General features: G+C 71.5%; 28 protein-coding genes. 20 read left to right on the forward strand and 8 right to left on the reverse strand.

Going from position 1 to position 23,775, the window contains the following annotated elements:
• Positions 1–106: 106 nt before the first annotated feature.
• The 7 genes from hemL to ACIPXB_RS32795 all read left to right on the forward strand — a co-directional run bounded on the left by hemL (position 107) and on the right by ACIPXB_RS32795 (position 7,111).
• The gene (gene hemL / locus ACIPXB_RS32765) at positions 107–1,429 is read left to right on the forward strand and encodes a glutamate-1-semialdehyde 2,1-aminomutase (protein ID WP_401455854.1); all 1,323 of its coding nucleotides are present in this window, start codon (positions 107–109) and stop codon (positions 1,427–1,429) included.
• Positions 1,426–2,124, forward strand: a complete 699-nt coding sequence (locus ACIPXB_RS32770; RefSeq protein WP_401455856.1) for a histidine phosphatase family protein — start codon at positions 1,426–1,428, stop codon at positions 2,122–2,124. The genes hemL and ACIPXB_RS32770 overlap by 4 nt, the downstream gene beginning before the upstream one ends.
• A gap of 209 nt (positions 2,125–2,333) precedes the next feature.
• A complete protein-coding gene (locus ACIPXB_RS32775; protein ID WP_401455859.1) occupies positions 2,334–2,978 on the forward strand; it encodes a TlpA family protein disulfide reductase in 645 nt (214 codons plus the stop codon).
• A 4-nt stretch (positions 2,979–2,982) separates the two neighbouring features.
• The gene (locus ACIPXB_RS32780; RefSeq protein ID WP_401455861.1) at positions 2,983–3,759 is read left to right on the forward strand and encodes a cytochrome c biogenesis CcdA family protein; all 777 of its coding nucleotides are present in this window, start codon (positions 2,983–2,985) and stop codon (positions 3,757–3,759) included.
• 4 nt (positions 3,760–3,763) lie between these two features.
• Positions 3,764–5,518, forward strand: a complete 1,755-nt coding sequence (locus tag ACIPXB_RS32785) for a cytochrome c biogenesis protein ResB (RefSeq protein WP_401455864.1) — start codon at positions 3,764–3,766, stop codon at positions 5,516–5,518.
• Complete coding sequence (ccsB, locus tag ACIPXB_RS32790) at positions 5,515–6,597, forward strand: c-type cytochrome biogenesis protein CcsB (RefSeq protein WP_401455865.1); 1,083 nt, start codon at positions 5,515–5,517, stop codon at positions 6,595–6,597. Before ACIPXB_RS32785 ends, ccsB begins: the two co-directional genes overlap by 4 nt.
• Before the next feature lie 52 nt (positions 6,598–6,649).
• Positions 6,650–7,111, forward strand: a complete 462-nt coding sequence (locus ACIPXB_RS32795; protein ID WP_401455867.1) for an SRPBCC domain-containing protein — start codon at positions 6,650–6,652, stop codon at positions 7,109–7,111.
• On the opposite strand, the gene ACIPXB_RS32800 is transcribed toward ACIPXB_RS32795, so the two are convergent.
• Positions 7,068–7,484, reverse strand: a complete 417-nt coding sequence (locus ACIPXB_RS32800; protein WP_401455930.1) for a MarR family winged helix-turn-helix transcriptional regulator — start codon at positions 7,482–7,484, stop codon at positions 7,068–7,070. The genes ACIPXB_RS32795 and ACIPXB_RS32800 overlap by 44 nt on opposite strands.
• 140 nt (positions 7,485–7,624) lie before the next feature.
• On the opposite strand from ACIPXB_RS32800, the gene ACIPXB_RS32805 reads away from it, so the two are divergent.
• Positions 7,625–7,996, forward strand: coding sequence for a cupin domain-containing protein (locus ACIPXB_RS32805; RefSeq protein WP_401455870.1), 372 nt, complete (start codon positions 7,625–7,627; stop codon positions 7,994–7,996).
• Between the two features lie 21 nt (positions 7,997–8,017).
• Here the strand turns inward: ACIPXB_RS32805 and ACIPXB_RS32810 are convergent, their stop codons facing one another.
• From ACIPXB_RS32810 to ACIPXB_RS32820, 3 genes are all read right to left on the reverse strand, one after another.
• Positions 8,018–8,704 carry a hypothetical protein gene (locus tag ACIPXB_RS32810; protein WP_401455871.1) on the reverse strand — a complete coding sequence of 229 codons (687 nt, stop codon included), beginning with the start codon at positions 8,702–8,704 and terminating at the stop codon, positions 8,018–8,020.
• Positions 8,705–8,735: 31 nt separating this feature from the next.
• Positions 8,736–8,906 carry a hypothetical protein gene (locus ACIPXB_RS32815; RefSeq protein ID WP_401455874.1) on the reverse strand — a complete coding sequence of 57 codons (171 nt, stop codon included), beginning with the start codon at positions 8,904–8,906 and terminating at the stop codon, positions 8,736–8,738.
• A gap of 140 nt (positions 8,907–9,046) precedes the next feature.
• The gene (locus tag ACIPXB_RS32820; RefSeq protein ID WP_401455876.1) at positions 9,047–9,481 is read right to left on the reverse strand and encodes a PLD nuclease N-terminal domain-containing protein; all 435 of its coding nucleotides are present in this window, start codon (positions 9,479–9,481) and stop codon (positions 9,047–9,049) included.
• Positions 9,482–9,569: 88 nt separating this feature from the next.
• Here ACIPXB_RS32820 and ACIPXB_RS32825 point away from each other — a divergent pair, with 88 nt between their 5' ends.
• The 4 genes from ACIPXB_RS32825 to ACIPXB_RS32840 all read left to right on the forward strand — a co-directional run bounded on the left by ACIPXB_RS32825 (position 9,570) and on the right by ACIPXB_RS32840 (position 13,213).
• Positions 9,570–11,021 carry a menaquinone biosynthesis decarboxylase gene (locus tag ACIPXB_RS32825; RefSeq protein ID WP_401455878.1) on the forward strand — a complete coding sequence of 484 codons (1,452 nt, stop codon included), beginning with the start codon at positions 9,570–9,572 and terminating at the stop codon, positions 11,019–11,021.
• Positions 11,018–11,503, forward strand: a complete 486-nt coding sequence (locus tag ACIPXB_RS32830; RefSeq protein WP_401455880.1) for a hypothetical protein — start codon at positions 11,018–11,020, stop codon at positions 11,501–11,503. The genes ACIPXB_RS32825 and ACIPXB_RS32830 overlap by 4 nt, the downstream gene beginning before the upstream one ends.
• On the forward strand, positions 11,500–12,423 hold the full coding sequence (gene mqnP, locus ACIPXB_RS32835; RefSeq protein ID WP_401455883.1) for a menaquinone biosynthesis prenyltransferase MqnP: 924 nt from the start codon (positions 11,500–11,502) through the stop codon (positions 12,421–12,423). The genes ACIPXB_RS32830 and mqnP overlap by 4 nt, the downstream gene beginning before the upstream one ends.
• A gap of 115 nt (positions 12,424–12,538) precedes the next feature.
• The gene (locus ACIPXB_RS32840; protein WP_401455886.1) at positions 12,539–13,213 is read left to right on the forward strand and encodes a UbiX family flavin prenyltransferase; all 675 of its coding nucleotides are present in this window, start codon (positions 12,539–12,541) and stop codon (positions 13,211–13,213) included.
• Here ACIPXB_RS32840 and ACIPXB_RS32845 read toward each other — a convergent pair.
• On the reverse strand, positions 13,210–13,344 hold the full coding sequence (locus ACIPXB_RS32845) for a hypothetical protein (RefSeq protein ID WP_401455934.1): 135 nt from the start codon (positions 13,342–13,344) through the stop codon (positions 13,210–13,212). The two genes, ACIPXB_RS32840 and ACIPXB_RS32845, sit on opposite strands and share 4 nt — an antisense overlap.
• 122 nt (positions 13,345–13,466) lie before the next feature.
• On the opposite strand from ACIPXB_RS32845, the gene ACIPXB_RS32850 reads away from it, so the two are divergent.
• The 5 genes from ACIPXB_RS32850 to ACIPXB_RS32870 all read left to right on the forward strand — a co-directional run bounded on the left by ACIPXB_RS32850 (position 13,467) and on the right by ACIPXB_RS32870 (position 17,903).
• The gene (locus tag ACIPXB_RS32850) at positions 13,467–13,922 is read left to right on the forward strand and encodes an Lrp/AsnC family transcriptional regulator (RefSeq protein ID WP_361722164.1); all 456 of its coding nucleotides are present in this window, start codon (positions 13,467–13,469) and stop codon (positions 13,920–13,922) included.
• Between the two features lie 93 nt (positions 13,923–14,015).
• On the forward strand, positions 14,016–15,179 hold the full coding sequence (gene mqnE / locus ACIPXB_RS32855) for an aminofutalosine synthase MqnE (protein ID WP_401455889.1): 1,164 nt from the start codon (positions 14,016–14,018) through the stop codon (positions 15,177–15,179).
• Between the two features lie 141 nt (positions 15,180–15,320).
• Positions 15,321–15,845: a GNAT family N-acetyltransferase gene (locus ACIPXB_RS32860; protein WP_401455891.1), complete on the forward strand. Its 525-nt coding sequence runs from the start codon at positions 15,321–15,323 to the stop codon at positions 15,843–15,845.
• A 103-nt stretch (positions 15,846–15,948) separates the two neighbouring features.
• Positions 15,949–16,224, forward strand: a complete 276-nt coding sequence (locus tag ACIPXB_RS32865; protein ID WP_401455932.1) for a DUF4229 domain-containing protein — start codon at positions 15,949–15,951, stop codon at positions 16,222–16,224.
• A 350-nt stretch (positions 16,225–16,574) separates the two neighbouring features.
• Complete coding sequence (locus ACIPXB_RS32870) at positions 16,575–17,903, forward strand: dicarboxylate/amino acid:cation symporter (protein ID WP_401455893.1); 1,329 nt, start codon at positions 16,575–16,577, stop codon at positions 17,901–17,903.
• Between the two features lie 93 nt (positions 17,904–17,996).
• Here ACIPXB_RS32870 and ACIPXB_RS32875 read toward each other — a convergent pair whose 3' ends face one another.
• Positions 17,997–18,314 (reverse strand): hypothetical protein, encoded by a 318-nt coding sequence (locus ACIPXB_RS32875; RefSeq protein ID WP_401455895.1) that lies wholly within the window; start codon positions 18,312–18,314, stop codon positions 17,997–17,999.
• On the reverse strand, positions 18,311–19,276 hold the full coding sequence (sigJ, locus tag ACIPXB_RS32880) for an RNA polymerase sigma factor SigJ (RefSeq protein WP_401455897.1): 966 nt from the start codon (positions 19,274–19,276) through the stop codon (positions 18,311–18,313). Before sigJ ends, ACIPXB_RS32875 begins: the two co-directional genes overlap by 4 nt.
• Positions 19,277–19,376: 100 nt before the next feature.
• On the opposite strand from sigJ, the gene ACIPXB_RS32885 reads away from it, so the two are divergent.
• From ACIPXB_RS32885 to ACIPXB_RS32895, 3 genes are all read left to right on the forward strand, one after another.
• The gene (locus ACIPXB_RS32885; protein WP_401455899.1) at positions 19,377–19,760 is read left to right on the forward strand and encodes a hypothetical protein; all 384 of its coding nucleotides are present in this window, start codon (positions 19,377–19,379) and stop codon (positions 19,758–19,760) included.
• Between the two features lie 442 nt (positions 19,761–20,202).
• A complete protein-coding gene (locus tag ACIPXB_RS32890) occupies positions 20,203–21,150 on the forward strand; it encodes a helix-turn-helix domain-containing protein (RefSeq protein WP_401455900.1) in 948 nt (315 codons plus the stop codon).
• A gap of 59 nt (positions 21,151–21,209) precedes the next feature.
• Entirely contained in the window at positions 21,210–21,605 is a 396-nt protein-coding gene (locus ACIPXB_RS32895; RefSeq protein WP_401455902.1) for a PPOX class F420-dependent oxidoreductase, read from the forward strand.
• Positions 21,606–21,620: 15 nt separating this feature from the next.
• On the opposite strand, the gene ACIPXB_RS32900 is transcribed toward ACIPXB_RS32895, so the two are convergent.
• A complete protein-coding gene (locus tag ACIPXB_RS32900) occupies positions 21,621–23,534 on the reverse strand; it encodes a protein kinase (RefSeq protein WP_401455904.1) in 1,914 nt (637 codons plus the stop codon).
• Positions 23,535–23,775 lie beyond the last annotated feature (241 nt).

The following is a 23,775-nucleotide window of genomic DNA, read 5'->3' on the forward strand; positions in this document are numbered from 1 at the left end:
CGGCCCCGCGGCCCCCGCCACGCAGCCTGATCATCATGGCAGTGACCTCCCCCGCGCCGCAGCGGTGAAACGCCCGTCCGCAAGTGAAGTCGCGGCCTCTGAGACCATGGCTGGTGTGAGCTACCCGTACCCGTATGAAGCCCCAGTTTCGCAGACGCTCTTCGAGCGTGCGTCCCTCGTGACCCCCGGCGGCGTGAACTCTCCGGTACGCGCCTTCCGTGCCGTGGGCGGTACGCCCCGGTTCATGGTGTCCGGTACCGGTCCCTACCTCACGGATGCCGACGGCCGCGAGTACGTCGACCTCGTCTGCTCGTGGGGGCCGATGATCCTCGGCCACTCCCACCCCGAGGTGATCGCCGCCGTCCAGGAGGCCGTCGCCCGCGGCACCTCCTTCGGCACGCCCGGCGAGGGCGAGGTCGCCCTCGCCGAGGAGATCGTCGCCCGGATCGAGCCCGTCGAGCAGGTCCGCCTCGTATCGTCGGGTACCGAGGCGACCATGTCCGCGATCCGGCTGGCCAGGGGCTTCACCGGCCGCGCCAAGGTCGTGAAGTTCGCCGGCTGCTACCACGGTCATGTGGACGCGCTGCTCGCGGCGGCCGGTTCCGGGCTCGCGACCTTCGCCCTGCCCGACACCCCGGGCGTCACCGGCGCCCAGGCCGGCGACACGATCGTGCTGCCGTACAACGACCTCGACGCGGTGCGCGCGGCCTTCGCCGCCCACCCCGGCCAGATCGCCTGCGTGATCACCGAGGCCGCCCCCGGCAACATGGGCGTGGTGACCCCGGCCCCCGGCTTCAACCAGGGCCTGGCCGACATCTGCCGGGCGGACGGCGCGCTCTACATCTCCGACGAGGTCATGACGGGCTTCCGCACCTCCCGCGCGGGCTGGTACGGCGTCGACGGCGTCACGCCCGACCTGATGACCTTCGGCAAGGTCATGGGCGGCGGCTTCCCGGCGGCGGCCTTCGGCGGCCGCGCCGACGTGATGGCCTACCTGGCCCCGGCCGGCCCGGTCTACCAGGCGGGCACCCTGTCGGGGAACCCGATCGCCACGGCCGCCGGGCTCGCGCAGCTGCGGCTGCTGGACGACGCGGCGTACGAGAAGGTCGACGCCGTCTCGGCGCAGATCCAGGAGCTGGTGACGGCCGCGCTCACCAAGGAGGGGGTCGCGCACCGGCTGCAGACCGCCTCCAACATGTTCTCCGTCTTCTTCACGCCCGACGAGGTCCGCGACTACGAGGACGCCAAGGCCCAGGAGGGCTTCCGCTTCACCGCGTTCTTCCACGCGATGCTGGAGCGCGGCGTCTACCTGCCGCCGTCGGCCTTCGAGTCCTGGTTCGTCTCCACCGCCCACGACGAGCGGGCCGTCGAGCGCATCGCCGACGCCCTGCCCGCCGCCGCCCGCGCCGCCGCGGAGGCCACCGCATGAGCAGCGACACCCCGACCGCCGCCGGCGAGATCACCGTCGTCCACCTGATGCGGCACGGCGAGGTGGAGAACCCCGACGGCGTGCTCTACGGCCGCCGCCCCGGCTACCACCTCTCCGACCTGGGCCGGCAGATGGCCGACCGGGTCGCCGAGCACCTGGAGGGCCGCGACATCACGTACGTCGTGTCCTCCCCGCTGGAGCGCGCCCAGGAGACGGCCGCCCCGATCGCCAAGAGCCACGGCCTGGACCTGGCCACGGACCCGCGGCTGCTGGAGGCGGAGAACGTCTTCGAGGGCAAGACCTTCGGCGTCGGCGACGGCGCGCTGCGCAAGCCCGCGAACTGGAAGCACCTGACGAACCCGTTCAAGCCGTCCTGGGGCGAGCCGTACGTCGAGCAGGTCGTCCGCATGATGAGCGCGCTGGACGCGGCCAAGGACGCCGCCCGCGGCCACGAGGCGGTGGCCGTCAGCCACCAGCTGCCGATCTGGATCGTGCGCAGCTTCGCGGAGAAGCGCCGGCTGTGGCACGACCCGCGGCGCCGGCAGTGCACGCTGGCCTCGCTGACGTCGTTCACGTACCAGGGCGACAAGCTGGTGTCGGTGGGCTACAGCGAGCCGGCCCGCGATCTGGTGCCGGCGCACCTGCTGGCCGGGGCCAAGCCGGTGAAGGGCAAGTCGAAGGCGTTCGGCGCCTGATCCGCGGTACGCCGGTACGCCGGTACGCCGGTACGCCGGTACGCCGGTACGCCGGTACGCCGGTACGCCGGTACGCCGGTACGCCGGTACGCCGGTACGCCGGTCCGTCCGGGACCGCGGCCACCGCTCCCGCGGGTCCATGGGAACGGTGGCCGCGGGGCGCCGGGGGGCGCGGAAGATCCACAAAACGCCCATGCGAAACTTTTCACATGAGCCTTAGCCGCGTGCTTGTCCGTGGAAGTCGCCGCCGCTCGACCAGCCACCGCGCGGTCCTGCTGACCGCGGTGGCCGTCACCGCTGCCCTGACCCTGACCGCCTGCACCGACGGGAGCGGCGGGAGCAAGTCCGCGAAGAGCTCCGGCGGCGGCTACGTCACCGGAGAGACCGGCATCTCCACCGTCGCCCAGGCCGACCGGACCGCGGCCCCCAAGCTCGACGGCGAGACCGTCGACGGCAAGACGCTCGACACCACCACCCTCAAGGGTAAGGTCGTCGTCCTCAACATCTGGGGCTCCTGGTGCCCGCCGTGCCGCTCCGAGGCCCCGTACTTCGCGAAGGTCTCCAAGGAGCTGGCCGACGCCGGCAAGGACGTGGCGTTCGTCGGGATCAACACCCGCGACCGCAGCAAGCAGAACGCGACCGCGTTCGAGGAGACCTACGGGATCACCTACCCGAGCCTGTTCGACCCGGACGGCAAGCTGATGCTCCGCTTCCCCAAGGGCACTCTCAACCCGCAGGCCATCCCCTCCACGATCGTCCTCGACAAGGAGGGCCGGATCGCCGCCCGCACCCTGGTCGCGATCAACGACGAACAGCTGCGCTCGATGATCGACCCGGTCCTCGCGGAGCAGTGACCAGGTGACCCCCGAGCTCCTCCTCGCCGCCGGCACCACCGGCGTGAACCAGACCGTCCTCGGCGGGGCGCTGCTGCTGGCGCTGCCCATCGCCGTCCTCGCCGGACTGGTCTCGTTCTTCTCGCCGTGCGTCCTGCCGCTCGTCCCCGGTTACCTCTCCTACGTCACCGGGGTCAGCGGCGCCGATCTCGCCGAGGCCCGGCGCGGCCGGATGCTGGCGGGCGCGGGCCTGTTCGTCCTCGGCTTCACCGCCGTGTTCGTCTCCGGCGGGGCGCTCTTCGGCTATTTCGGGGACACCCTCCAGGAGAACCGGCGGATCATCTCGCAGGTCCTGGGCGGCCTGGTGATCCTGCTCGGGCTGTTCTTCATGGGGCTGATCCCGGGGCTGACGATGCGGGAGTTCCGCTTCCACAAGAAGCCCACGGCCGGGCTGGTGGGCGCGCCGGTGCTCGGGGTCCTCTTCGGCGTCGGCTGGACCCCCTGCATGGGGCCCACCCTCGCCGCCGTCTCCACGCTCTCCCTCAACGAGGCCAGCGCCGGCCGCGGCGCCCTGCTGACCACCGCGTACTGCCTGGGGCTGGGGCTGCCGTTCATCGTGGCCGCGCTCGCCTTCCGCAAGGCGCTGGGCGCGTTCGGCTGGGTGAAGAAGCACTACGCGTGGGTGATGCGGATCGGCGGCGGCATGCTGATCGTCACCGGTCTGCTGCTCGTCACAGGAACGTGGGACAGCATCGTCGAGGACATGCGCGGCTGGACCCAGGGCTTCACGGTGGGAATCTGAGGACATGAGTACGACGGACAAGACCGCCGGCACCGAGCCGGACGCCGGCACCGAGCCGGACGCCGGCACCGATCAAGGCGCCGAGCCCGATCAAGGCGCCGCCGGGGCCCAGCTGTCCACGGCCCCCGCCGAGGACGCCGCCCCCGTCGGGATCGGCGTCCTCGGCTGGGCCCGCTGGTTCTGGCGGCAGCTGACCTCCATGCGGGTCGCGCTGATCCTGCTCTTCCTGCTGTCGCTGGGCTCCATCCCCGGCTCGCTGGTGCCGCAGACCCACATCGACCCGATGAAGGTCGCGGCGTGGAAGGACGAGCACGCCTTCTGGGTGCCGCTCGCCGAGAAGCTCCAGCTGTTCGACGTCTACAGCTCGGTGTGGTTCTCCGCGATCTACATCCTGCTGTTCGTCTCGCTCATCGGCTGCATCGTGCCCCGCACCTGGCAGTTCGTCGGCCAGCTGCGCGGCCGCCCGCCGGCCGCGCCCCGGCGGCTCGACCGGATGCCCGCGTACACGACCTGGCGTACGCGCACCGCCCCCGAGGAGGTCCTCGGCCACGCCCGGACCGTGCTCGCCGGGCGCCGCTTCCGTACGGAGACGCACACCGGCGCACCCGGCTACGGGAACTCCGTCGCCGCCGAGAAGGGCTATCTGCGCGAGGCCGGCAACCTGGTCTTCCACATCGCGCTGATCGCGATCCTCGTCGCCTTCGCCGCCGGCAAGCTCTACAAGTCCGAGGGCGGCAAGCTCGTCCTGCGCGGCGGGGGCTTCGCGAACACGCTCACGCAGTACGACGACTTCCGCTCCGGCGCGCTCTTCGACACCGCCGACCTGCCGCCGTTCAGCTTCAGCCTCGACCGCTTCGACGCGACGTTCGAGGAGGACGGCCCGCAGAAGGGCACCCCGCGCGACTTCAAGGCGTACGTCACCCTCACCAAGGGCGCGCACGGTACGCCGACCCCCGCCGAGATCGAGGTCAACGAGCCGCTGGAGGTCGACGGCTCCAAGGTCTTCCTGCTCGGCCACGGCTACGCGCCGATCATCTCGGTGACCGACCCGTCGGGCAAGGAGATCTACCGCGACGCGGTGCCGATGCTGCCGCAGGACGCGAACCTCACCTCCGCCGGCGCCATCAAGGTCACCGACGGCTACCGCAACAAGGACGGCGTCACGGAACAGCTGGGCTTCAGCGCCCGCTTCGTGCCGACCTTCGCGGGCAAGGGGCACGGCACGATGGCCTCGCAGTTCCCCGACGCCAAGTTCCCGGTCCTCGCGCTCAACGCCTTCCACGGCAGCCTGGGCGTGGACTCGGGCCTGCCGCAGAACGTGTACCAGCTGGACACGCGCAAGATGCAGCAGTTCAAGAAGGAGAACGGCGACCCGTTCGCCGAGATGCTGCGGCCGGGCGACACGATGACCCTGCCCGACGGCGCGGGCACCGTGAAGTTCGTGGGCCTGGAGCGGTGGGCCACCTTCCAGATCTCCCAGGCGCCCGGCAACGGGCTCGCGCTCGGCGGCGCCATCGCCGCCATCGCGGGCCTGGCCGCCTCGCTGTTCATCCAGCGCCGCCGGGTCTGGGTCCGCGCGGTGACCGGCCCGGACGGTGTGACCGTCGTCGAGATGGCGGGCCTGGGCCGCAGCGAGTCCGCCAAGCTCCCCGAGGAGCTGGCGGACCTGGCCGCCACCGTGAACCAGCAGGCGCCGACCGCGCCCGACCCCGAGCCCGAGCCCGAGACTGAAGCGTCCGAAGAAGGAGAGCGCGGATGACGCCGCTCGCTGCCGCAGCCCACGAGAACCTGGCTGAGATCAGCAACTACCTGATCTATTCGTCCATGGCGGTCTACACGCTGGCCTTCCTCGCGCACATCGCCGAGTGGGTCTTCGGCAGCCGCAGCAAGGTCGGCCGCACCGCCGCCGCGCTGACCGGCGCCAAGGCGGCGGCCGGGCCCGCCGTGCAGGTGCGCACCAAGGGCGGCGGGACGGCCGTCCTGGAGAAGCCGAAGGTCGTCACCCGCTCCGGCGCCGGCACCCGCGACGTCCCCGACGGCCCGGGCGCGGCCGGCACCAGCGCGCAGGGGGACCTGTACGGGCGGATCGCGGTCTCGCTGACCGCGCTCGGCTTCCTGATCGAGGCGGGCGGCGTGGTCGCCCGCGCGCTGTCGGTCGAGCGGGCCCCCTGGGGCAACATGTACGAGTTCTCGATCACCTTCTCCACGGTGGCCGTCGGCGCGTACCTGGTGCTGCTGGCGCTGAAGAAGAACGTCCGCTGGCTCGGCCTGGTCCTCGTCACCACCGTCCTGCTGGACCTGGGCATCGCCACCAAGTGGCTGTACACCGAGAGCGACCAGCTGGTTCCGGCGCTCGACTCGTACTGGCTGTGGATCCACGTCTCGACCGCGATCTTCTGCGGCGCGGTGTTCTACATCGGCGCGGCCGGCACGGTCCTGTACCTCTTCCGCGACTCCTACGAGGCCAAGCTCGCCGGCGGCGGCACGCCGGGCACCTTCGCCACCTCGGTGATGGAGCGGCTGCCCTCGGCGGGCTCGCTCGACAAGTTCGCGTACCGGATCAACGCGGCCGTCTTCCCGCTGTGGACCTTCACGATCATCGCGGGCGCGATCTGGGCGGGCGACGCCTGGGGCCGCTACTGGGACTGGGACCCCAAGGAGGTCTGGTCCTTCGTGACGTGGGTGGCGTACGCCTGCTACCTGCACGCGCGGGCCACCGCGGGCTGGAAGGGCCGCAAGGCCGCCTACCTGGCGCTGTTCGCCTTCGCCTGCTGGATCTGGAACTACTACGGCGTGAACATCCTGCTCAACGGCAAGCACTCCTACGGCGGCGTGTGACACAGCACGTCCCCGACGTGCGCGGCCGCCCGCGGCGCGGGACGCTGGTGCCATGCCGACACCGCAAGGCACCAGCGAGCGCCGGGGCGGCGACCGCTTCCTGCTGCACTTCGAGCCGCACCTGCCGTTCGCCTACGAGACGGTCTGGCCGGCCCTGACCACGCCGGAGGGCCTGCGCGGCTGGCTCGCGGAGGCCGAGGTACTGGAGCGGCGCCTGGGCGGGGCGGTGACGCTGCGCTGGATCGACGAGGACGCGCCCGCGACCGGTGAGGTCACGGCGTGGGACGTCGAGCGCGTCGCGGAGTACACCGTCGACGACCACGACCGGATCCGCTTCCACCTGGAGCCGCTGGGCACGGACTCCACGCTGGTCCGCTTCACCGACGACCGGCACGGCTCGGAGCGCGAGTGCGCGCACTGCATGGAGCTGTGGCAGGCCCGCTTCGAGCGGCTGGAGTCGGCGCTGGCGCTCACCACACCGGGCGCAGGGCCGGCAGATCCCCGGGGCCGTTGAGGGTCCGTACGAGGCGGGCGAGCCCGCCGCGCAGGGCTGCCAGATCGGTGCCGGCGCCGATCTCGGCCTCCAGTTCGTGCAGGATCCGCCCGGCGGTCTCCAGGTGGGCGGTGGCGGCCGCGGTCAGGACGACGAGCTTGCGGCGGCCGCCCTCCGGATGCGGCTCGCGCCGTACGTAGCCGCGGGCCTCCAGGTCGTCGACGAGCTGTCCGGCGGCCTGTTTGGTCACGCCCAGGCGCTCGGCGAGCTCGCTGCTCGTGGCGCCGGGCCCTTTGAGGACCTGGAAGGCCATCCCGTGCTGGGGGCGCAGGTCGGCGTACCCGGCGGCGGCGACGCGCCGGGTGAACTCGGCGATCAGGAGCTGGAAGCCCATGCCGAGCAGGAAGGTGAGTTCGGGAGCGTCGTCGTGTGCCACGGAAACAGGGTGACACAGGTGGGTCAAGGTGCTTTACTCCACTCGTCGAGTAAAGCGCCTTGACTCACCTGACTCGCTTGTCCCGCCGGGAGGCCGCCGTGCACGTGATCAGCCCCACCTCCGAGAACATCACCGTCACCCCCAACGCCGCCATGACCGGACTGGCCGCCCCCAGCCGCGGCAGCGCCGAGCTCTCCACCTGGCTGGTCGCCATGACCGCCGGGGCCATCGGCCCCGAGCACGCCGTCAGTCGCGAGCAGGTCTGGACGGTCACCGCCGGCAGCCTGGAGGTCACCTGCGACGGCCGCACCGAACGGATCGGCGCCGGCCAGGCCCTGGTCCTGCCGCCCGGCGTCCTGCGCCGGGTGCGGGCCCCCGAGGCCGCCGAGGCGTACGTCGCCATGCGCGCCGACGGGGTGGCCTCGGTCCCCGGCACCGAGGGCACCCGCGCCCTGCCGTGGGCACAGTGACCGGCGGCCCGCACCGCGTCGTCAGTCGAGGCGGTAGGTCATGACGGACCCCACCGGGACCCGCATCAGACTGCCCGCCGTGACCTGGAGGATCGTCGTGTACGGCACCGCGCTGCCGTTGCGGGTGGGGTTCAGGGCGGAGCAGTTCGATGAGCAGGTGCCGGGATTGCGGACGAGCAGCAGGCGGCTGTCGGGCCCGACGAAGGCGTAGTCCAGGCTGCCCGAGCTGCCGTTGACCCGGAAGGACGAGGTGGACGGCACGCGCATGTGGTAGCCGACCCCCTCGGCGCCGCGGGCCCGGATCTGGGTCCGGCCCACCCCGCTGAACTGGACCTCGTTCTTCGGGGTCTCCACCCAGACGACGCGGAACAGCGGCACGTTGTCGGCGTAGATCGTGGCCGTCGGGTAGGCGGAGAGGTCGGTGTCCGGCTTCCGCGTCGGCGACGCGGAGCTCTTCGTGGCCGTCGGGCGCGGGGTGGCGGGCCCGTCGACGGGCCGGTCGCCGGATGTGCGGGACGCCGACGGGCTCGCGCTGGACGAGCCGGAGGAGACCGGGGACGGGGACCCGCCGTCCGGGTCGGCGCTCCGGTTGCCGCCCCCGTTGTCGTTGGCGCAGGTCGACATGTCCCCGCAGATGCTGTTGGGCCCCCCGTTCTGGTTGATCTGGGTCGAACACCCGGCCGTGAACAGGACCGCGGCCGTGGCCACGGCGGTGGCGACGGGCGGCAGCCGCCGGCGCCTACCGGTTCGCGCAGTGGGAATTGTCCCCGCAGACAACATTGGTCCCTCCCCGCTGATCGATCGAGGGCTCCCCCTTCGAGCCGGCGCAGGACGCCGTGACGACCGCGGCCAGGATCGCGCCCACCGTGGTGATCGCAGCTGCGATCACCAGGCCCTTGCCCTCGCTCATCGCGACCCCCTCGCGCGGCGTGCCTGCGGCAGCTCCGTGTGCCCCCTCCGCAGCATAGGCTTCCCCGCCCGGAGGGGGGTGGAATCAGCCAACTCCGTTGGCGTGCGCGGGATAGGGATCAGGGGCGGGAGTTACGGGAGTTACCCGCGCGGACCCTTGTCGCCCTTGTCGCCCTTGTCTCCGGACTCCCCGGACTCCCCGGACTCCCCGGACTCGCCCTCGGCGTCGGCCGCCGGGTCCTTCGCCGGGCTCTCCGGCCCGCCCTTGTCGTCCTTCGGGGCGGACGGCTTCTCGTCACGCAGCGACCGCAGGAACTCCGGGTTGTCGTCCGGCGCCACCCACTGCGTACGACGCGCCCGGCCGCCGCCGGCTCCGTAGCCCCCGCCGCCGCCCGGCACGCGCTGCTTGCCCGCGAACAGCCACACCACCGGCCCGACGATCGAGAAGAGCAGGATGATGATCACCCAGACCACCTTGGGGAGGTGCTTGACCTCCTCCTCCGGCGTGTTCAGGCAGTCGATGAAGGCGTAGATGGTCAGCGCGATGATCAGCAGGAACGGCAGATAGCGCAGCACGGTGTGGGTCGTACCCCCTCGGCGGTGGCGGGCCCGTCACGGGCCCCGGTGACATCCCCAGAGTAATTGGTGGCGGATACTTGACCGCATGGCTTACGACGATCTCCGCTCGCTGCTCCGGGCTCTGGAGCGGGAGGGCGACCTCAAGCGCATCAAGGCCGAAGTCGACCCGTACCTGGAGATCGGGGAGATCGTCGACAGAGTGAACAAGGCGGGCGGACCGGCCCTGCTGTTCGAGAACGTCAAGGGTTCCGACATGCCCCTGGCGATGAACGTCTTCGGCACCGACCGCCGGCTGCTCAAGGCCCTCGGCCTGAAGTCGTACGGCGAGATCAGCGACAAGATCGGCGGCCTGCTCAAGCCGGAGCTGCCGCAGGGCTTCATCGGGGTCCGCGAGGCGTTCGGCAAGCTGGGCTCGATGGTCCACGTGCCGCCGAAGAAGATCAAGGACGCACCCGTCCAGGAGGTCGTCCTCACCGGCGACGACGTGGACCTCGACCGCCTGCCGGCCCTCTTCACCTGGCCCAAGGACGGCGGCTCCTTCTTCAACCTGGGACTGACCCACACCAAGCACCCGGAGACCGGGGTGCGCAACCTCGGCCTCTACCGCCTCCAGCGCCACGACAAGCGCACCATCGGCATGCACTGGCAGATCCACAAGGACAGCCGCAACCACTACGCGGTGGCCGCGGCCCGCGGCGAGCGGCTGCCCGTCGCCATCGCCTTCGGCTGCCCGCCGGCCGTCACGTACGCCTCGACCGCGCCGCTGCCCGGCGACATCGACGAGTACCTCTTCGCCGGGTTCGTCGCGGGCAAGCGGATCGAGATGGTCGACTGCAAGACCGTCCCGCTCCAGGTCCCCGCCAACGCCGAGGTCGTCATCGAGGGCTGGCTGGAGCCGGGGGAGATGCTGCCCGAGGGCCCGTTCGGCGACCACACCGGCTTCTACACGCCGCAGGAGCCGTTCCCCGCGCTGAAGATCGACTGCGTGACGATGCGGAAGCGGCCGCTGCTCCAGTCGATCGTGGTCGGCCGGCCGCCGACGGAGGACGGCCCGCTGGGCCGCGCGACGGAACGCTTCTTCCTGCCGCTGCTCAAGATCATCGTGCCGGACATCGTGGACTACCACCTGCCCGAGTCGGGCGGCTTCCACAACTGCGCGATCGTCTCGATCGACAAGAAGTACCCCAAGCACGCCCAGAAGGTGATGCACGCCATCTGGGGCGCGCACATGATGTCGCTGACCAAGCTGATCATCGTGGTCGACAAGGACTGCGACGTGCACGACCTGCACGAGGTCTCCTGGCGGGCGCTGGGCAACACCGACTACTCCCGCGACCTCACCGTCGTCGAGGGTCCGGTGGACCACCTCGACCACGCCTCGTACCAGCAGTTCTGGGGCGGCAAGGCGGGCATCGACGCCACGAAGAAACTCCCCGAGGAGGGTTACACGCGCGACGGCGGCTGGCCCGACATGGTGGAGTCCGACCCCGCGACGGCGGCCCTGGTGGACCGCCGCTGGAAGGAGTACGGCCTGTGAGCCCCATCGCCGTCGGCGGCCCGGAACTCAGCATCGGCACGGCCGGCGCCTACGTGGCCCTGGCACGACCCGAGATCGACCCGACCCAGCCCGGCGTGATCGCCGCCGCGGCGGACGCGGGCGTGAGCCCGGAGGAGTTCGCCGGGCCCGGCGACGTCTGGGCCGTGATGTACGACGCGGACGGGGAGGGCGACGGCTTCGAACTGCCCGGCGCGCGGGACGCGGAGGCGGACGCCTTCGCCGAGCAGTTCCAGCAGGCCCTGGCCGCGGCCGAGCCGTTCACCCTGGAGGCCGGCAACTTCCTGCGCCTCGACGCACGCCCCTCGGGCGCCGACTGGGTGGTCACCGCCCGGATCACCCCGCCCGAGGACGACGAGGGCGACGAGGGCGGCGCCGCCGGCCCCCGGACCCTGGAGCTCGGCGCGCTCCCGGCGGCGGAACTGCTCGCCGGCCTCGAAGACTTCCGGAGCGCACTCGCATGACGACGACCGCCGACGGGGTGATCGGGCCCGGCCCGGCGCCGCAGCCGACCGGCAAGGTGAAGGCGTTCCTGCGGCTCGTGATGATCGAGCACTCGGTCTTCGCGCTGCCCTTCGCCTACATCGCGGCGCTGACGGCCATGTTCCAGGCGGACCGCACGGTCCACTGGGGGGAGCTGCTGCTGGTCACCGTGTGCATGGTGGGCCTGCGGACCTTCGCCATGGCCGCGAACCGGATCATCGACCGGGAGATCGACGCCCGCAACCCGCGCACCGCGGGGCGGGAGCTGGTCACGGGCGCGGTCTCGGTGCGCTCGGCGTGGACCGGGGCGGGCATCGCGGTGGCGGTCTTCCTGGGCTCCGCGGCCCTGCTGAACCCGCTGTGCCTGGCGCTCGCGCCGCTCGCGGTCGTCCCGATGGTGGTCTACCCGTACGGCAAGCGCTTCACGAACTACCCGCACGCGATCCTCGGCCTCGCCCAGGCCATCGGCCCGGTCGGCGCCTGGCTCGCGGTGACCGGCGCCTGGTCCTGGGACGCGGTGATCCTGGGCCTGGCCGTGGGCATCTGGATCGGCGGCTTCGACCTGATCTTCGCCTGCCAGGACGTGGCGGCGGACCGCGCCGAGGGCGTGAAGTCCGTCCCGGCCCGCTTCGGCGTCCCCGCGGCCCTGTGGGGCGCCCGCGGCTGCCACGCGGTGACGATGGGCCTGCTGGTCTGGTTCGCCGTGGCCACGGACGCGGGCGCGTTCTTCTGGGCGGGCCTGGTGATCGTCGCGGCGGCCTTCCTCTACGAACACACGATCGTGACCCCCCACGACCTCTCCCGCCTGAACCGGGCGTTCTTCACGGTCAACGGCGTGATCGGCATCTGCTTGTTCCTCGCCACGCTGGCCGACCTCTTCACCCGCGGCCTGACGCTCTGACCCGATCGTGTGACCGCCCGCCGACCCAGCCCCGCACTGCGCCCGCACCCGGGCCGACTGCCGCACGGCCACCTGACCGGAGCCCGGTACCGGGTGGCCGGATACCCTCGGAGCCATGACTGACGGCAAGCGCACCCCGTGGGTGGTCGGGGTGTCCGGGGCCTCCGGGACGCCGTACGCGGCGTCCGTGCTGCGCGGACTGCTGGCGGCCGGTGAGAGCGTGGACCTCGTGGTCAGCCGGGCCTCACGGCTGACCCTGCTCGACGAGACCGGTATCGCCTTCCGCGACGCGCACTGGCGGGAGGACCTGGAGCAGTGGCTGGGCCGCGGGGCCGACGGCAAACCGGGGACGTTCACCGGGCTGGACCTGGACGGCGTGCGGTACTGGGCGGCGGGGGACCTGGCCGCCGGGCCGTCGTCGGGTTCGTACCCCGTCAAGGGGATGCTGATCGTGCCGGCGTCGACGGCCTGCGTGGCCGGGGTCGCGCTCGGGCTGTCGAAGGACCTGCTCCAGCGGGTGGCGAGCGTGACGCTCAAGGAGCGGCGCCGGCTGGTGGTCGCGGTGCGGGAGACCCCGCTGAACGGTCAGACCCTGAAGCATCTGGTGGCGCTCGACGAGGCGGGCGCGGTCGTGCTGCCCGCCTCACCGGCGTTCTACGCGGGTGCGACGCACATCCAGGATCTCGTGGACTTCGTCGCGGGGCGGGTGCTCGACGCGGCAGGGGTGCCGCACCGGCTGTACCGCCGTTGGGAGGGTGAGCTTGGCAGCTCACGCCCTCGGGAGAGCTAGCGCTTCTTGCTGCTCAGCGGCTTGCGCGCCTTGTCGACGCGGTGGGCGGCGGCGGGCTGGTGGGCACGGGATCGGTTGGCCAGCTCCTGGAGCTGTCGCATATGCGCGTAGGCCATCTCGATCGTGTACACGGTGAACCACTCCTGAAGATCGTCATTGATCTGTTGAAAGATTCACAGGGTGTCGACCCTGTGCACCTTCGATTCTATACGTAAACTTGCGGGATCGCCGAATAATGGAAGGCTTCAGGCACATGGATGCGGTGGACAGGCAGCTCATTCAGGCACTGAGGGAGAACGGACGTGCCTCCTACGCGGAGCTGGGCCGCCTCGTCGGCCTCTCCGGCCCCAGCGTCACCGACCGGATCAACCGGCTGGAGACCGCCGGTGTGATCACCGGCTACCGCGCGACGGTCGACGCGGCCTCGCTCGGCCTCGGCGTCACCGCGCTGATCGGCATCTCGCTCTCCGACGCGGCCGACCACGAGGACGTGGCCCGCCGGCTGCGCGACCTCGCCGAGATCGAGGACTGCTGGTTCATCGCCGGCGACGACTCCTTCATGCTCAAGGTCCGCGCCAGCGACGTCGACGGCCTGGAGAAGATCATCCGCAAGCTGTCGGGCACCAAGGGCGTCTCGCGCACCCGTACCACCATCGTGCTGTCGACGAAGTGGGAGAACCGGGTCGGGGATCTGCCGGAAGAGCGCTGAGAGTACGGTGGGGTGGCCCCCGGGCGGAGCCCGGGGGAGCGTTGCAGGACAGGGCAGTACAGGGCAGTACGTACGACAGGAGGCGACCCGCGCATGGACGCTGGGCTCAAGCGCGAGCTGGAGGAGAAGGTCCGCTCCGGCGAGCGGCTGACGCGTGAGGACGGCATCGCCCTCTACGCGTCGGACGACCTGGCCTGGCTGGGAGGTCTCGCCCACGAGGTGCGCACCCGCCTGAACGGCGACGTCGTGCACTTCAACGTCAACCGCCACCTCAACATGACGAACGTGTGCACCGCGTCGTGCGCGTACTGCTCCTTCCAGCGCAAGCCGGGCGAGAAGGACGCGTACACGATGCGCATCGAGGAGGCCGTCCGCCTGGCCAAGGCCATGGAGAACGAGAACCTCACCGAGCTGCACATCGTCAACGGCCTGCACCCCAACCTGCCGTGGCGCTACTACCCGCGCTCGCTCTCGGAGCTGAAGAAGGCGCTGCCGAACGTCTCGCTGAAGGCGTTCACGGCGACCGAGATCCACCACTTCGAGACCATCTCGGGGCTGTCCGCCTCGGAGATCCTGGACGAGCTGATCGACGCCGGCCTGGAGTCGCTGACCGGCGGCGGCGCGGAGATCTTCGACTGGGAGGTCCGCCAGCACATCGTCGACCACGCCACCCACTGGGAGGACTGGTCGCGCATCCACCGCCTGGCGCACGAGAAGGGTCTCAAGACCCCCTCCACGATGCTCTACGGGCACATCGAGGAGCCGCGCCACCGGGTGGACCACGTGCTGCGGCTGCGCGAGCTCCAGGACGAGACCGGCGGCTTCCAGGTCTTCATCCCGCTGCGCTACCAGCACGACTTCGTGGACATGAAGGACGGCAAGATCCGCAACCGGCTCCAGGCGCGGACGACGATGGCGACGGGCGCGGAGGCGCTGAAGACCTTCGCGGTCTCGCGCCTCCTCTTCGACAACGTCCCGCACGTCAAGGTCTTCTGGGTGATGCACGGCGTGCAGACCGCCCAGCTCGCCCTCCAGCACGGCGCGGACGACATGGACGGCTCGGTCGTCGAGTACAAGATCACGCACGACGCCGACAACTACGGCACCCCCAACAAGCTCACCCGGGACGACCTCCTGGAGCTGATCCGCGAGGCCGGGTTCCGGCCCGTGGAGCGCAACACGCGCTACGAGGTGATCCGCGAGTACCCGGGCCCGGACGCCTCGCTGCGCGAGTCGCCGCAGCCGATGCGCCTCTGACGCGTTGAGCGTTGAGCGTGGAGGGTGAGGCCCCGCCCCGGGAGGGGCGGGGCCTCACCCGTTTCCGTTTCCGCCTCCGTTGCCCCGGCGTCGCCCTCGATGCCTTGTCCCGTTCACGCGGGTAATAGATAATCTCCTTCCATGCCCCTTACGTTCACGCTCGACCCCGCCGTCGACGCCGCCCTGACCGACGCCGTGGTCGAACTCTGGGCCGAGGTCACCAACGCCGGCGGTTCCGTCGGCTTCGTACCGCCCGTCTCCACCGCGACGATCCGCCCCGAGATGGACAAGTACCTGCCCGCCCTGGCCGAGGGCCGTACCCGCCTGCTCGTCGGCCACGACGAGGACGGCCGGCTCGCCGCCACCGCCTTCCTCAGCCTCAACAGCCACCGGCTGATGACGCACTGGGTCTGGGCCTACACGGTCATGGTCCACCCGCGCCACCAGGGCCGGGGCGCCGGCCGGGCGCTGATGGCGGCCGTCGCCGACGCGGCCCGCTCCATCGAGGGCATCGAGGCCGTACGCCTGGGCTGCCGCGGCGGCACGGGCCTGGAGCACTTCTACGGCTCCTGCGGCTACAAGGAGGTCGGGCGGGTCCCCGGCGCCATCCGCGTCGCCCCGGGCGACGACCGCGACGACATCACGATGCTGCTCCCGCTGCACTGACGACCGGCCCGGCGTGCTTCACTGGACGGGCATCACCGGACGTACCGACAGACAAGGGGTCACCGTGTCCCAGAGGCCGAGCGCAACGATCCGCTACACCGCGATGCGGCTGGGCATCTTCGTCGGGTGCTTCCTCGCCGTCTGGGGGCTGGCCCGCGTCGGGTTCGTGCCCTCCAGCATCGGCGACGCCAACCTCGCCTGGGTCGCGCTGCTCGCGCTGGTGCTGTCCGCGCCGCTCTCCTTCGTCCTGCTGCGCAAGCAGCGCGACGAGATGTCCGAGCAGATCGTGGACCGGGTCGCCGGCGCCAAGGCGCGCCTGGCCGACAACCGCAGCCAGGAGGACGCGGCCGACGACGCCGCCCGCGCCGCGCGGTCGTAACCCCCGCGCGGTCGTAACCTTCCTCACACCCGCACGCCGCCCCGGTACAGGAACTGCCGTCCCGTACCGGGGCGGCGGCGTTTTTGCGGCTGCCTGGCTCAAAGGGTCCCTTTGAGATTCTCAAAGGATAAGTGTTAGCGTCCTCAGCATGTTGACTGCTGCCGCGCCTCCGACTGCCATGAGCGTTCCGCTCGTGGCGCGCCTGCACGTCGATCTCTGCCGCCGCGTGTCCGCGGCCTGTTGCTGTTCGTAAGTGCTCAGCAGCGGTCCCGGCCGGGCTCCTCCTGGCTGCCGCACCGCAACACCTCGCAGAAACGTCCCCCCGCTTTCTTGTGCGTCGCCACCGGAGTGTGCCCGTGTCCGCAACCGTCGAGGCTCCCAAGTCCTCGTTCAAATTCCCCTTCTGGGCCCAGATCGTCGCCGGCCTCGTGCTCGGTGTCCTGCTGGGCTGGCTCGCCCGCGACCAGGACATCAGCTGGCTCAAGGAGACCCTCGAGCGCGTCGGCGACATCTTCGTCCAGCTGCTGAAGCTGGCCGTCGCCCCGCTCGTCTTCTTCGCGATCCTGGTGTCCATCACCAACCTGCGGAAGGTGAACAACGCCGCACGGCTCGCCTCCCGCACCCTGCTCTGGTTCATGATCACCTCGCTGATCGCGGTCGCCATCGGCATCACGATCGGCCTGCTGACCGACCCGGGCGCCGGCACCGGCCTCACCCCGGCCGACGGCAAGCTGCCCAAGCGCCAGGGCTCCTGGATCGACTTCCTGACCGGCATCGTGCCCACCGACGTCATCACGCCGTTCACCGAGCTGAACGTCCTGCAGATCGTCTTCATGGCCGCCGTCGCCGGTATCGCCGCCCTCCAGCTCGGCGAGAAGGCCCAGCCGATCCTCACCTTCTCCGAGTCCGTCCTGGCGCTGCTCCAGAAGGCCCTGTGGTGGGTCATCCGGCTCGCCCCGCTCGGCACCGTCGGCCTCATCGGCACCGCCATCGGCACCTACGGCTGGGACCTGATCGGCAAGTACGCCACCTTCACCGCCGACGTCTACATCGGCTGCGCGATCGTGATGTTCGGCGTCTACCCGCTGCTGCTCGCCACCGTCGCCAAGGTCAGCCCGCTGCAGTTCTTCAAGGGCGCCTGGCCCGCCATCCAGCTGGCCTTCGTCTCCCGCTCCTCCGTCGGCACGATGCCGGTCACCCAGAAGGTCACCGAGCGCCTCGGCGTCCCGAAGGAGTACGCGTCCTTCGCCGTGCCGTTCGGCGCGACCACCAAGATGGACGGCTGCGCCGCGATCTACCCGGCGCTCGCCGCGATCTTCATCGCCCAGATCTTCGACGTGCAGCTGGGCATCAGGGAGTACCTGCTCATCGCGTTCGTGTCGGTCGTCGGCTCCGCCGCCACCGCCGGCCTGACGGGCGCCACGGTCATGCTGACGCTGACCCTCTCCACCCTGGGCCTGCCCCTGGAGGGCGTGGGCCTGCTGCTGGCCATCGACCCGATCCTCGACATGATGCGTACGGCCACCAACGTGGCGGGCCAGGCGCTGGTCCCGGTCGTGGTCGCGGCCCGCGAGAACATCCTGGACAAGGAGGCCTACGCCACCGCGTCCGCCTCCCCGCTGGACGAGGACGACGCCCCCGCGGCGGAGCCCAAGGCCGCGGTCCCCGCGACCGCCTGACGCCCGACGCTCCACAGCACAGCCACCGCGCCCCGCCGGGCCCCGCCCGGCGGGGCGCGGTGCTGTCCGCCCGTTCGCCCGTCCGCCCGCCCGTCAGGCGGTCTTCGCGCGGACCACCGCGACCAGCGACAGCAGCAGCGGTACGGCGTACCACCAGCGGCCCAGGGTCCGGCGGAACGGCGGCAGGACCGTGATCAGCAGCGCGGTCAGGCTCACGAGCAGCACGGCGGTGGCACTCGCCTCGATGTCGAGGCGGGTGCGGTGGTCCTCCGGCCCGTCGGGCCGCATGGCGAGGGTGGCGTAGCAGAAGAGCGCCGCCACGGCGTGGACGAGCGCCAACGGCACGCCCAGCACCCACCGCAGGCACCCGCGGTCCTCGGGCAGATCGATGTCCTCGCGCTGAAAGATCATTCCCCCACGCTAGGCGAGGATCGAGCCGTTGCTGCCGGACCGGGCCCCGAAACGACCTGACCCTCCCGTGTCCACGGCCGCAGCTTCCCGGGGTTGCGGACCGCCCAGATCCGGCTGACGCGGCCCCCGGTGACGTCGAACGCCGCCACCGTCACGACGCGCCCCGCGTGCCGGGCCACCAGGCCGGGTACGCCGTTGACGGACCGTTCCAGGAGTTCGAGGCCCGGGGCCTTGTCGGCGATGGCGAGCAGGTGCTGGGCGATGCGCAGGGCGCCCTCGACCGGACGCAGGACGGTCCCGACCAGGCCGCCGCCGTCGGCGGTCATCACGGCGGCCGGGTCGAGGAGGGCGACGAGGGCGGCGATGTCCTTGGTCTGCCACGCCTCCTTGACGTGCCGGACCGCCTCGGCCCGGCCGTCGGGTGCCGGGGACGGGGCGGGCGCGCTCACCCGCCGCCGGGCCGAGGCCGCCAGTTGCTTGCAGGCCGCGGGGGTCCGGCCGAGTACGTCGGCGATCTCGGCGAACGGGTAGCGGAAGACGTCGTGCAGGACGAACGCCACCCGCTCGGCGGGCGTCATCGACTCCAGGACGACGAGGAAGGCCATGGTCACCGACTCGTCGAGGACGATCTGGTCGGCGGGGTCGGGCGGGCCGGTCCCGTCCCGCTCCGAGCGGTCGGGCAGCGGCTCGGGCAGCCACGCCCCGACGTAGCGTTCGCGGCGGGCCCGGGCCGAGCCGAGCAGGTCCAGGCAGATGCGGCCGGTCACCGTCGTCAACCAGGCGCCCGGGGACAGGATCTCCTCCCGCCGGCCGGGCGGCAGTCCGTACCAGCGCGCGTAGGCGTCCTGGACGGCGTCCTCGGCCTCCGTCACGGAACCGAGCAACCGGTAGGCAACATTGATCAGTTGCCGTCGCTCGCCGTCGGCCGTCCGGCCGTCCGTGCCGGGACTGGCAGCCCCCATGGTCCCCGCTCCCCCTCGCCTTACCTTTCGCAGACCCATCTCGTCGGGCTGGTGAGACCTTATCGATCCACTGCCCGAGGGCGGACAAGGGGACTGTCACATGACCACTCAGGCGACGACGGCGCTGACGGCCACGGACGCACCGCGCGGGACCTCGTTCCTGCGGATCGCGATAGCCCTGCAGACCCTGACCATCCTCCTCCAGGCGGTCTCCGCCGGACTGCTGTTGACCGCGCCCCACGGAGAGACCTTGCACAGCGTCGGGGCCCGCGTGATGTACGCGGCGTCGATGCTGTACGTCCTCGCGGCAGTCCTGGCGTGGAAGCCGGGCGGCGGCTCGCCGCGGCCCGTGCTGCACGCGTCGGGCTTCCTCGTACTCGCCTCCGCCCAGGTCGTGCTCGGTATCGCGCACGTGCCGTCGGTCCATCTCCCGCTGGGCGTCGTGATGTTCGGGCTGAGCGTGCTGGCGCTGGCCCGCCGCTGAGACCGGCCCGCGCGAAGCCCGGGGTCCCGGCCGGCCCATCAGGGCCCCGGGGCCCGGGATACCGGATCGCGGGTGCGTGCGATCCGGTGCCGCGCAACGCGGCGGCCACCGACATCAACTGCTTTTGAAGAACCAGGGAAAGAACCGACCAAGCCCCTCCCTGCCTCCCCGCGGCGCCGCGTCGCTCACACGGGTGAACTGTCCCAACCGGACTGGATTTCGGGCAGGTTGCCGGGCATATGCTCACGTCGACAGCCGCAGGCATGAGACGGCCCCCGCCGGGACGGCAATCCCGGACGAGGGCCTGATCCAAGAGGAAGTCGACAGCTTCCGCATGGTTTCCAGCACCCTAGCGCGCCCCACGACGCGGCGCCCGCATGTTCCCCGCAGGTCCCCCCGATTTGGTGTCCGCCACGTCAACGTCCGGCACACCGGCAACTTCGTGGTCATCGGCAACCACCTCGCCCAGCACGGCGAACTCTCGGCGACGGCGATCGGGCTGGCGGTGTACATCCAGTCGGTGCCGGACGGCACCGGCGTCGGAATCAAGGACCTGGCCGAGGTCTTCCCGGAGAGCGAGCAGCGGCTGGCGGCCGCCCTGCGCGAGCTGGAGGCGTACGGCTACCTGGAGCGCATCCGCGAGAAGCTGCCCACGGGCCGCCTGGTCACCCGCACCGTCTCGTACAACAGGCCTCGGGGCGCGCAGGAGGCACCGGCTGTCCAGGCTCCGGCTCCGGAACCGGCCCAGGCTCCGGCTGTCCAGGCTCCGGCTCCGGCTCCGGCTCCGGAACCGGCCGAACCGGCCGCCGCCGTCGCACCGGCCGTACCGCCGCCGTCGCCCGAGGCGGGGCCTGTACCGGAGCAGGGCCCGGCGCCGGACCCGGAGCCGGAGCGGCAAGCGGACCCGGCGCCGGAAGCGGACCCGGCGCCCGGCGCGGTGCCCGAGGCGGATCCGACCGCCGAAGCCGTGCCCGGGGCAGAAGCCGCGGCGCGTGACTCGGCGCTGCGGCGGGCCGCCGCCGACCTCCTCGCGGGTCTGCGCGGCCTCGATGCGCGCCTGCTGCTGTCCGTACGGGACGTGGAACGCCTGACGCCGGGCGTCGCGGCCTGGCTGGAACGCGGCGTCGACGCCGACGGTGTACGCCGCAGCCTGACCGCCGACCTGCCGCCGTACCTGCGCAGTCCGGCCGGGTTCCTCGCCCACCGGCTCACCGCGCTGCTGCCGCCCCGGATCCCGCTCGCCCCGCCCCGCCCGGCCTTCAGGCCCCCGGACCCGTTCCAGACCTGCGACGGCTGCGAACGGGCCTACCGCGCTTCCGCACCAGGTGGCCGATGCGGAGACTGCCGCCGGAGGGGCCGGTCTCCGGCGGACCGGCCGGGCGACGGCTGATCGCGTACTGTGGGATGGTCACGCTACGGAGTCACGTCATCACGTTAAGGAAGGCCGGCATGCTTTCGGACGACCTGAAGAGCCTCATCGACACCCCCGTCTTCGCGACCGTAGCCACGCTCCAGCCCGACGGCAGCGTGCAGCAGTCCGTCGTATGGGTGACGCGTGACGGGGACGACCTGCTGTTCTCGACGACCCGCGGCCGCCGCAAGGAGATGAACCTCCGGCGTGACCCGCGCGTCAACGTCATGATCAACCCGGCCGACGCGCCCTACACGTACGCCGAGATCCGCGGCACGGCCCGGGTGACGGAAGAGGGCGGCCAGGACCTGATCGACGAGCTGTCGCGCAAGTACACGGGCAAGGAGTACGCCGACTTCAACCCGGCGTCGAAGGACGACGCACCGCGCGTGGTCGTCCGTATCACTCCCCGCAAGGTCGTCGGCAGCATCTGAGCACCGTCCGCCGGGTCACGGGCGCGCCGCCGGAGCAGGCCGCGCCCGGACCTGCGCGGCGGGCTGGACGGTGCCGCCGGGGAGCTGCTTTCCGTTCGCCATGACGACGGTGCACATCAGGTGCCGGAATCCGGCGTCCCAGTACTCCTTGTTCCACCACGTACTGACCAAGTGCCGGTCGTTCGTGTAGGCGGCGCCGAAGTCGTTCTCGCACATGTTGGCGGCCTCGGACCCGGCCTCGAGGTCCTTGAACTTGACGGTCGCCGACGCGTGGGCGAAGCCCACGACCTGCTCTTTGTGTGGTGTCTCGCAGTTCGCGAGGACGAACAAGGAGCCGCCCTTCACTTCCCTCGTGTCGAAGCAGTCGCCGACCGAAGCGGTCCGCAGGGAAATTTCCTGCCCAAACGTACGAAAGCGGCCGACCGGCCCCTCGGTCGGTGCGTGGGTGTTGAAGAGCAGGCAGGGCATGGCCCGTACGCCGCGGCTCCAGCCCTCCTCGCTCGGCGCGACGCCGTACGCCCTGGCCTCCGCCATCTTGCTGGCCGTGCTCCTGAGCAGGGCGTCGCAGGCGGTGCCGCCGCTTTTCCGGGCTTCCTCGACGGATGCGGGCAGGTGCGTCGCGATCACCTGACCGCTCGGTGCTCCCTTGATGCAGTCCACGGTCTTGATCAGGGGCTCGCCCGCGAACTTCGCGGCCGGCCACTGGGCCGCGACGCAGTCGCCCGGCTTGAGTTCCTTCGTCAGGCCCACGGCGGCGCCGTAGGGCATGAGCGGTCCGGACGGGGAGGGCGGCGGCGCGGGCGGGTCGTCGTCACCGTCCAGCAGGGTCGATCCCGCCCACAGGCCCACGCCCAGGAGCACCACGGCGGACGCGGCGAGGGCGACGAGCAGGGGGCCCCGCCGCTTCTGGCGTGGCGGCTCACCCGTACCGGGGCCGGGATCCGGATTGGGGGGTGGGACCGTCTGCGTCTGCTGCCCGTCCGGGGTGGTGCTCCCCCCACCGCCGCCCTTCTTCCCGTCCGGCTTCCCGTCCGGCGGGAGGTGGCCATCGCCGGCCACCTCGCCGAGGAGCCGCGCCGCCTCCTCGGCGGTGATCCGCTCGGCCGGGTCCTTGGCCAGCAGTCCGTCGACGACCTGCGCCAGTTCCCTGGAGAGGTGGGCGGGCAGCTTCGCTTCCTCGAGCAGCGGCGCCGTCAGCGCGGCGGCCGGGGTGTCCGTGTCGAAGGGGCCTTCGCCGACCGCCGCGAAGTACAGCGTGGCGCCGAGGGAGAAGAGGTCGGACTCCGGGGTCGGCTGCCCGCCGCGCACCCGTTCCGGCGCCAGGTAGCCCGGGGTTCCGGCGATGCCCGAGATGCTGGTGAGGCGCGGCTCCTGGGACCCCGACTCGAGGGAGATGCCGTAGTCGGCGAGCGACACGCGGGTGTAGTCGCTGGGAAGGGGGGTCCGGGTGGACGCGTGGCCGCCGGGCGCGAGGAGGATGTTGGCCGGCTTGACGTCCCGGTGCAGGATCCCGAGCCGGTGACCCTCCTCCAGTGCCTCCAGTACGCCCAGCCCCACGCCCGCGACCTCGGCGGGTGCCAGTGCCCCGTGTTCCTGGACGAAGGCCTCCAGGTCCATGGCGCCCGGCACGTACTCCATGACGATCCACGGCAGGCCGTCGTGCTCGACGACGTCATGGACCGTCACCACGTTCGGCTGGTTGCGGAGTTTGGCGGCGTGCCGGGCCTCGCCGCGGGCCCGCGCCACGCGGGCGCTCGCCTCGTGCGCGGGCAGGTCCGGCGGTACGTCGAGTTCCTTGATGGCGACGTCGCAGTCCAGGACGGGGTCGTGGGCCAGCCAGACCCGGCCCATGCCGCCCGTTCCGAGCTTGTGCAGCAGTTCGTAGCGCCCTGCGATCACCCGCGCCGCGTCACCCTCGGCTTCCGTCATGACGTACAAAATATGAGATGTCGGATTCCGGGTGACGTGTGACATGCGGGGTGCTCCACAAGACCGCCCGGCCGGTGGACCGCCGACCGGGTCGGCCCTTCCGTCCCCTTTCCGCCCTGGTCGGGACGTGTGTCGGGGCGGGGGACCCGCGTGGAGGTGGTGGGGAGGTGGCGTGCGCGGGTCTGTTCAGCGGTCGTTACCCGTGCGTAAATTACCGGCGGTAACTCGTTCGTGACGAGGA

It is taken from the genome of Streptomyces sp. NPDC090022, assembly GCF_044748145.1.
GTDB lineage: Bacteria > Actinomycetota > Actinomycetes > Streptomycetales > Streptomycetaceae > Streptomyces.

Excerpts from the sequence above, each read along its gene's own strand:
- hemL (WP_401455854.1), top strand. The coding sequence starts at position 107 with ATGGCTGGTGTGAGCTACCCGTACCCGTATGAAGCCCCAGTTTCGCAG.
- ACIPXB_RS32770 (WP_401455856.1), top strand. The coding sequence starts at position 1,426 with ATGAGCAGCGACACCCCGACCGCCGCCGGCGAGATCACCGTCGTCCAC.
- ACIPXB_RS32775 (WP_401455859.1), top strand. The coding sequence starts at position 2,334 with ATGAGCCTTAGCCGCGTGCTTGTCCGTGGAAGTCGCCGCCGCTCGACC.
- ACIPXB_RS32785 (WP_401455864.1), top strand. The coding sequence starts at position 3,764 with ATGAGTACGACGGACAAGACCGCCGGCACCGAGCCGGACGCCGGCACC.
- ccsB (WP_401455865.1), top strand. The coding sequence starts at position 5,515 with ATGACGCCGCTCGCTGCCGCAGCCCACGAGAACCTGGCTGAGATCAGC.
- ACIPXB_RS32795 (WP_401455867.1), top strand. The coding sequence starts at position 6,650 with ATGCCGACACCGCAAGGCACCAGCGAGCGCCGGGGCGGCGACCGCTTC.
- ACIPXB_RS32800 (WP_401455930.1), bottom strand. The coding sequence starts at position 7,484 with ATGGGCTTCCAGCTCCTGATCGCCGAGTTCACCCGGCGCGTCGCCGCC.
- ACIPXB_RS32815 (WP_401455874.1), bottom strand. The coding sequence starts at position 8,906 with ATGAGCGAGGGCAAGGGCCTGGTGATCGCAGCTGCGATCACCACGGTG.
- ACIPXB_RS32825 (WP_401455878.1), top strand. The coding sequence starts at position 9,570 with ATGGCTTACGACGATCTCCGCTCGCTGCTCCGGGCTCTGGAGCGGGAG.
- mqnP (WP_401455883.1), top strand. The coding sequence starts at position 11,500 with ATGACGACGACCGCCGACGGGGTGATCGGGCCCGGCCCGGCGCCGCAG.
- ACIPXB_RS32840 (WP_401455886.1), top strand. The coding sequence starts at position 12,539 with ATGACTGACGGCAAGCGCACCCCGTGGGTGGTCGGGGTGTCCGGGGCC.
- ACIPXB_RS32850 (WP_361722164.1), top strand. The coding sequence starts at position 13,467 with ATGGATGCGGTGGACAGGCAGCTCATTCAGGCACTGAGGGAGAACGGA.
- mqnE (WP_401455889.1), top strand. The coding sequence starts at position 14,016 with ATGGACGCTGGGCTCAAGCGCGAGCTGGAGGAGAAGGTCCGCTCCGGC.
- ACIPXB_RS32860 (WP_401455891.1), top strand. The coding sequence starts at position 15,321 with ATGCCCCTTACGTTCACGCTCGACCCCGCCGTCGACGCCGCCCTGACC.
- ACIPXB_RS32865 (WP_401455932.1), top strand. The coding sequence starts at position 15,949 with ATGCGGCTGGGCATCTTCGTCGGGTGCTTCCTCGCCGTCTGGGGGCTG.
- ACIPXB_RS32875 (WP_401455895.1), bottom strand. The coding sequence starts at position 18,314 with ATGATCTTTCAGCGCGAGGACATCGATCTGCCCGAGGACCGCGGGTGC.
- sigJ (WP_401455897.1), bottom strand. The coding sequence starts at position 19,276 with ATGGGGGCTGCCAGTCCCGGCACGGACGGCCGGACGGCCGACGGCGAG.
- ACIPXB_RS32885 (WP_401455899.1), top strand. The coding sequence starts at position 19,377 with ATGACCACTCAGGCGACGACGGCGCTGACGGCCACGGACGCACCGCGC.
- ACIPXB_RS32895 (WP_401455902.1), top strand. The coding sequence starts at position 21,210 with ATGCTTTCGGACGACCTGAAGAGCCTCATCGACACCCCCGTCTTCGCG.
- ACIPXB_RS32900 (WP_401455904.1), bottom strand. The coding sequence starts at position 23,534 with ATGACGGAAGCCGAGGGTGACGCGGCGCGGGTGATCGCAGGGCGCTAC.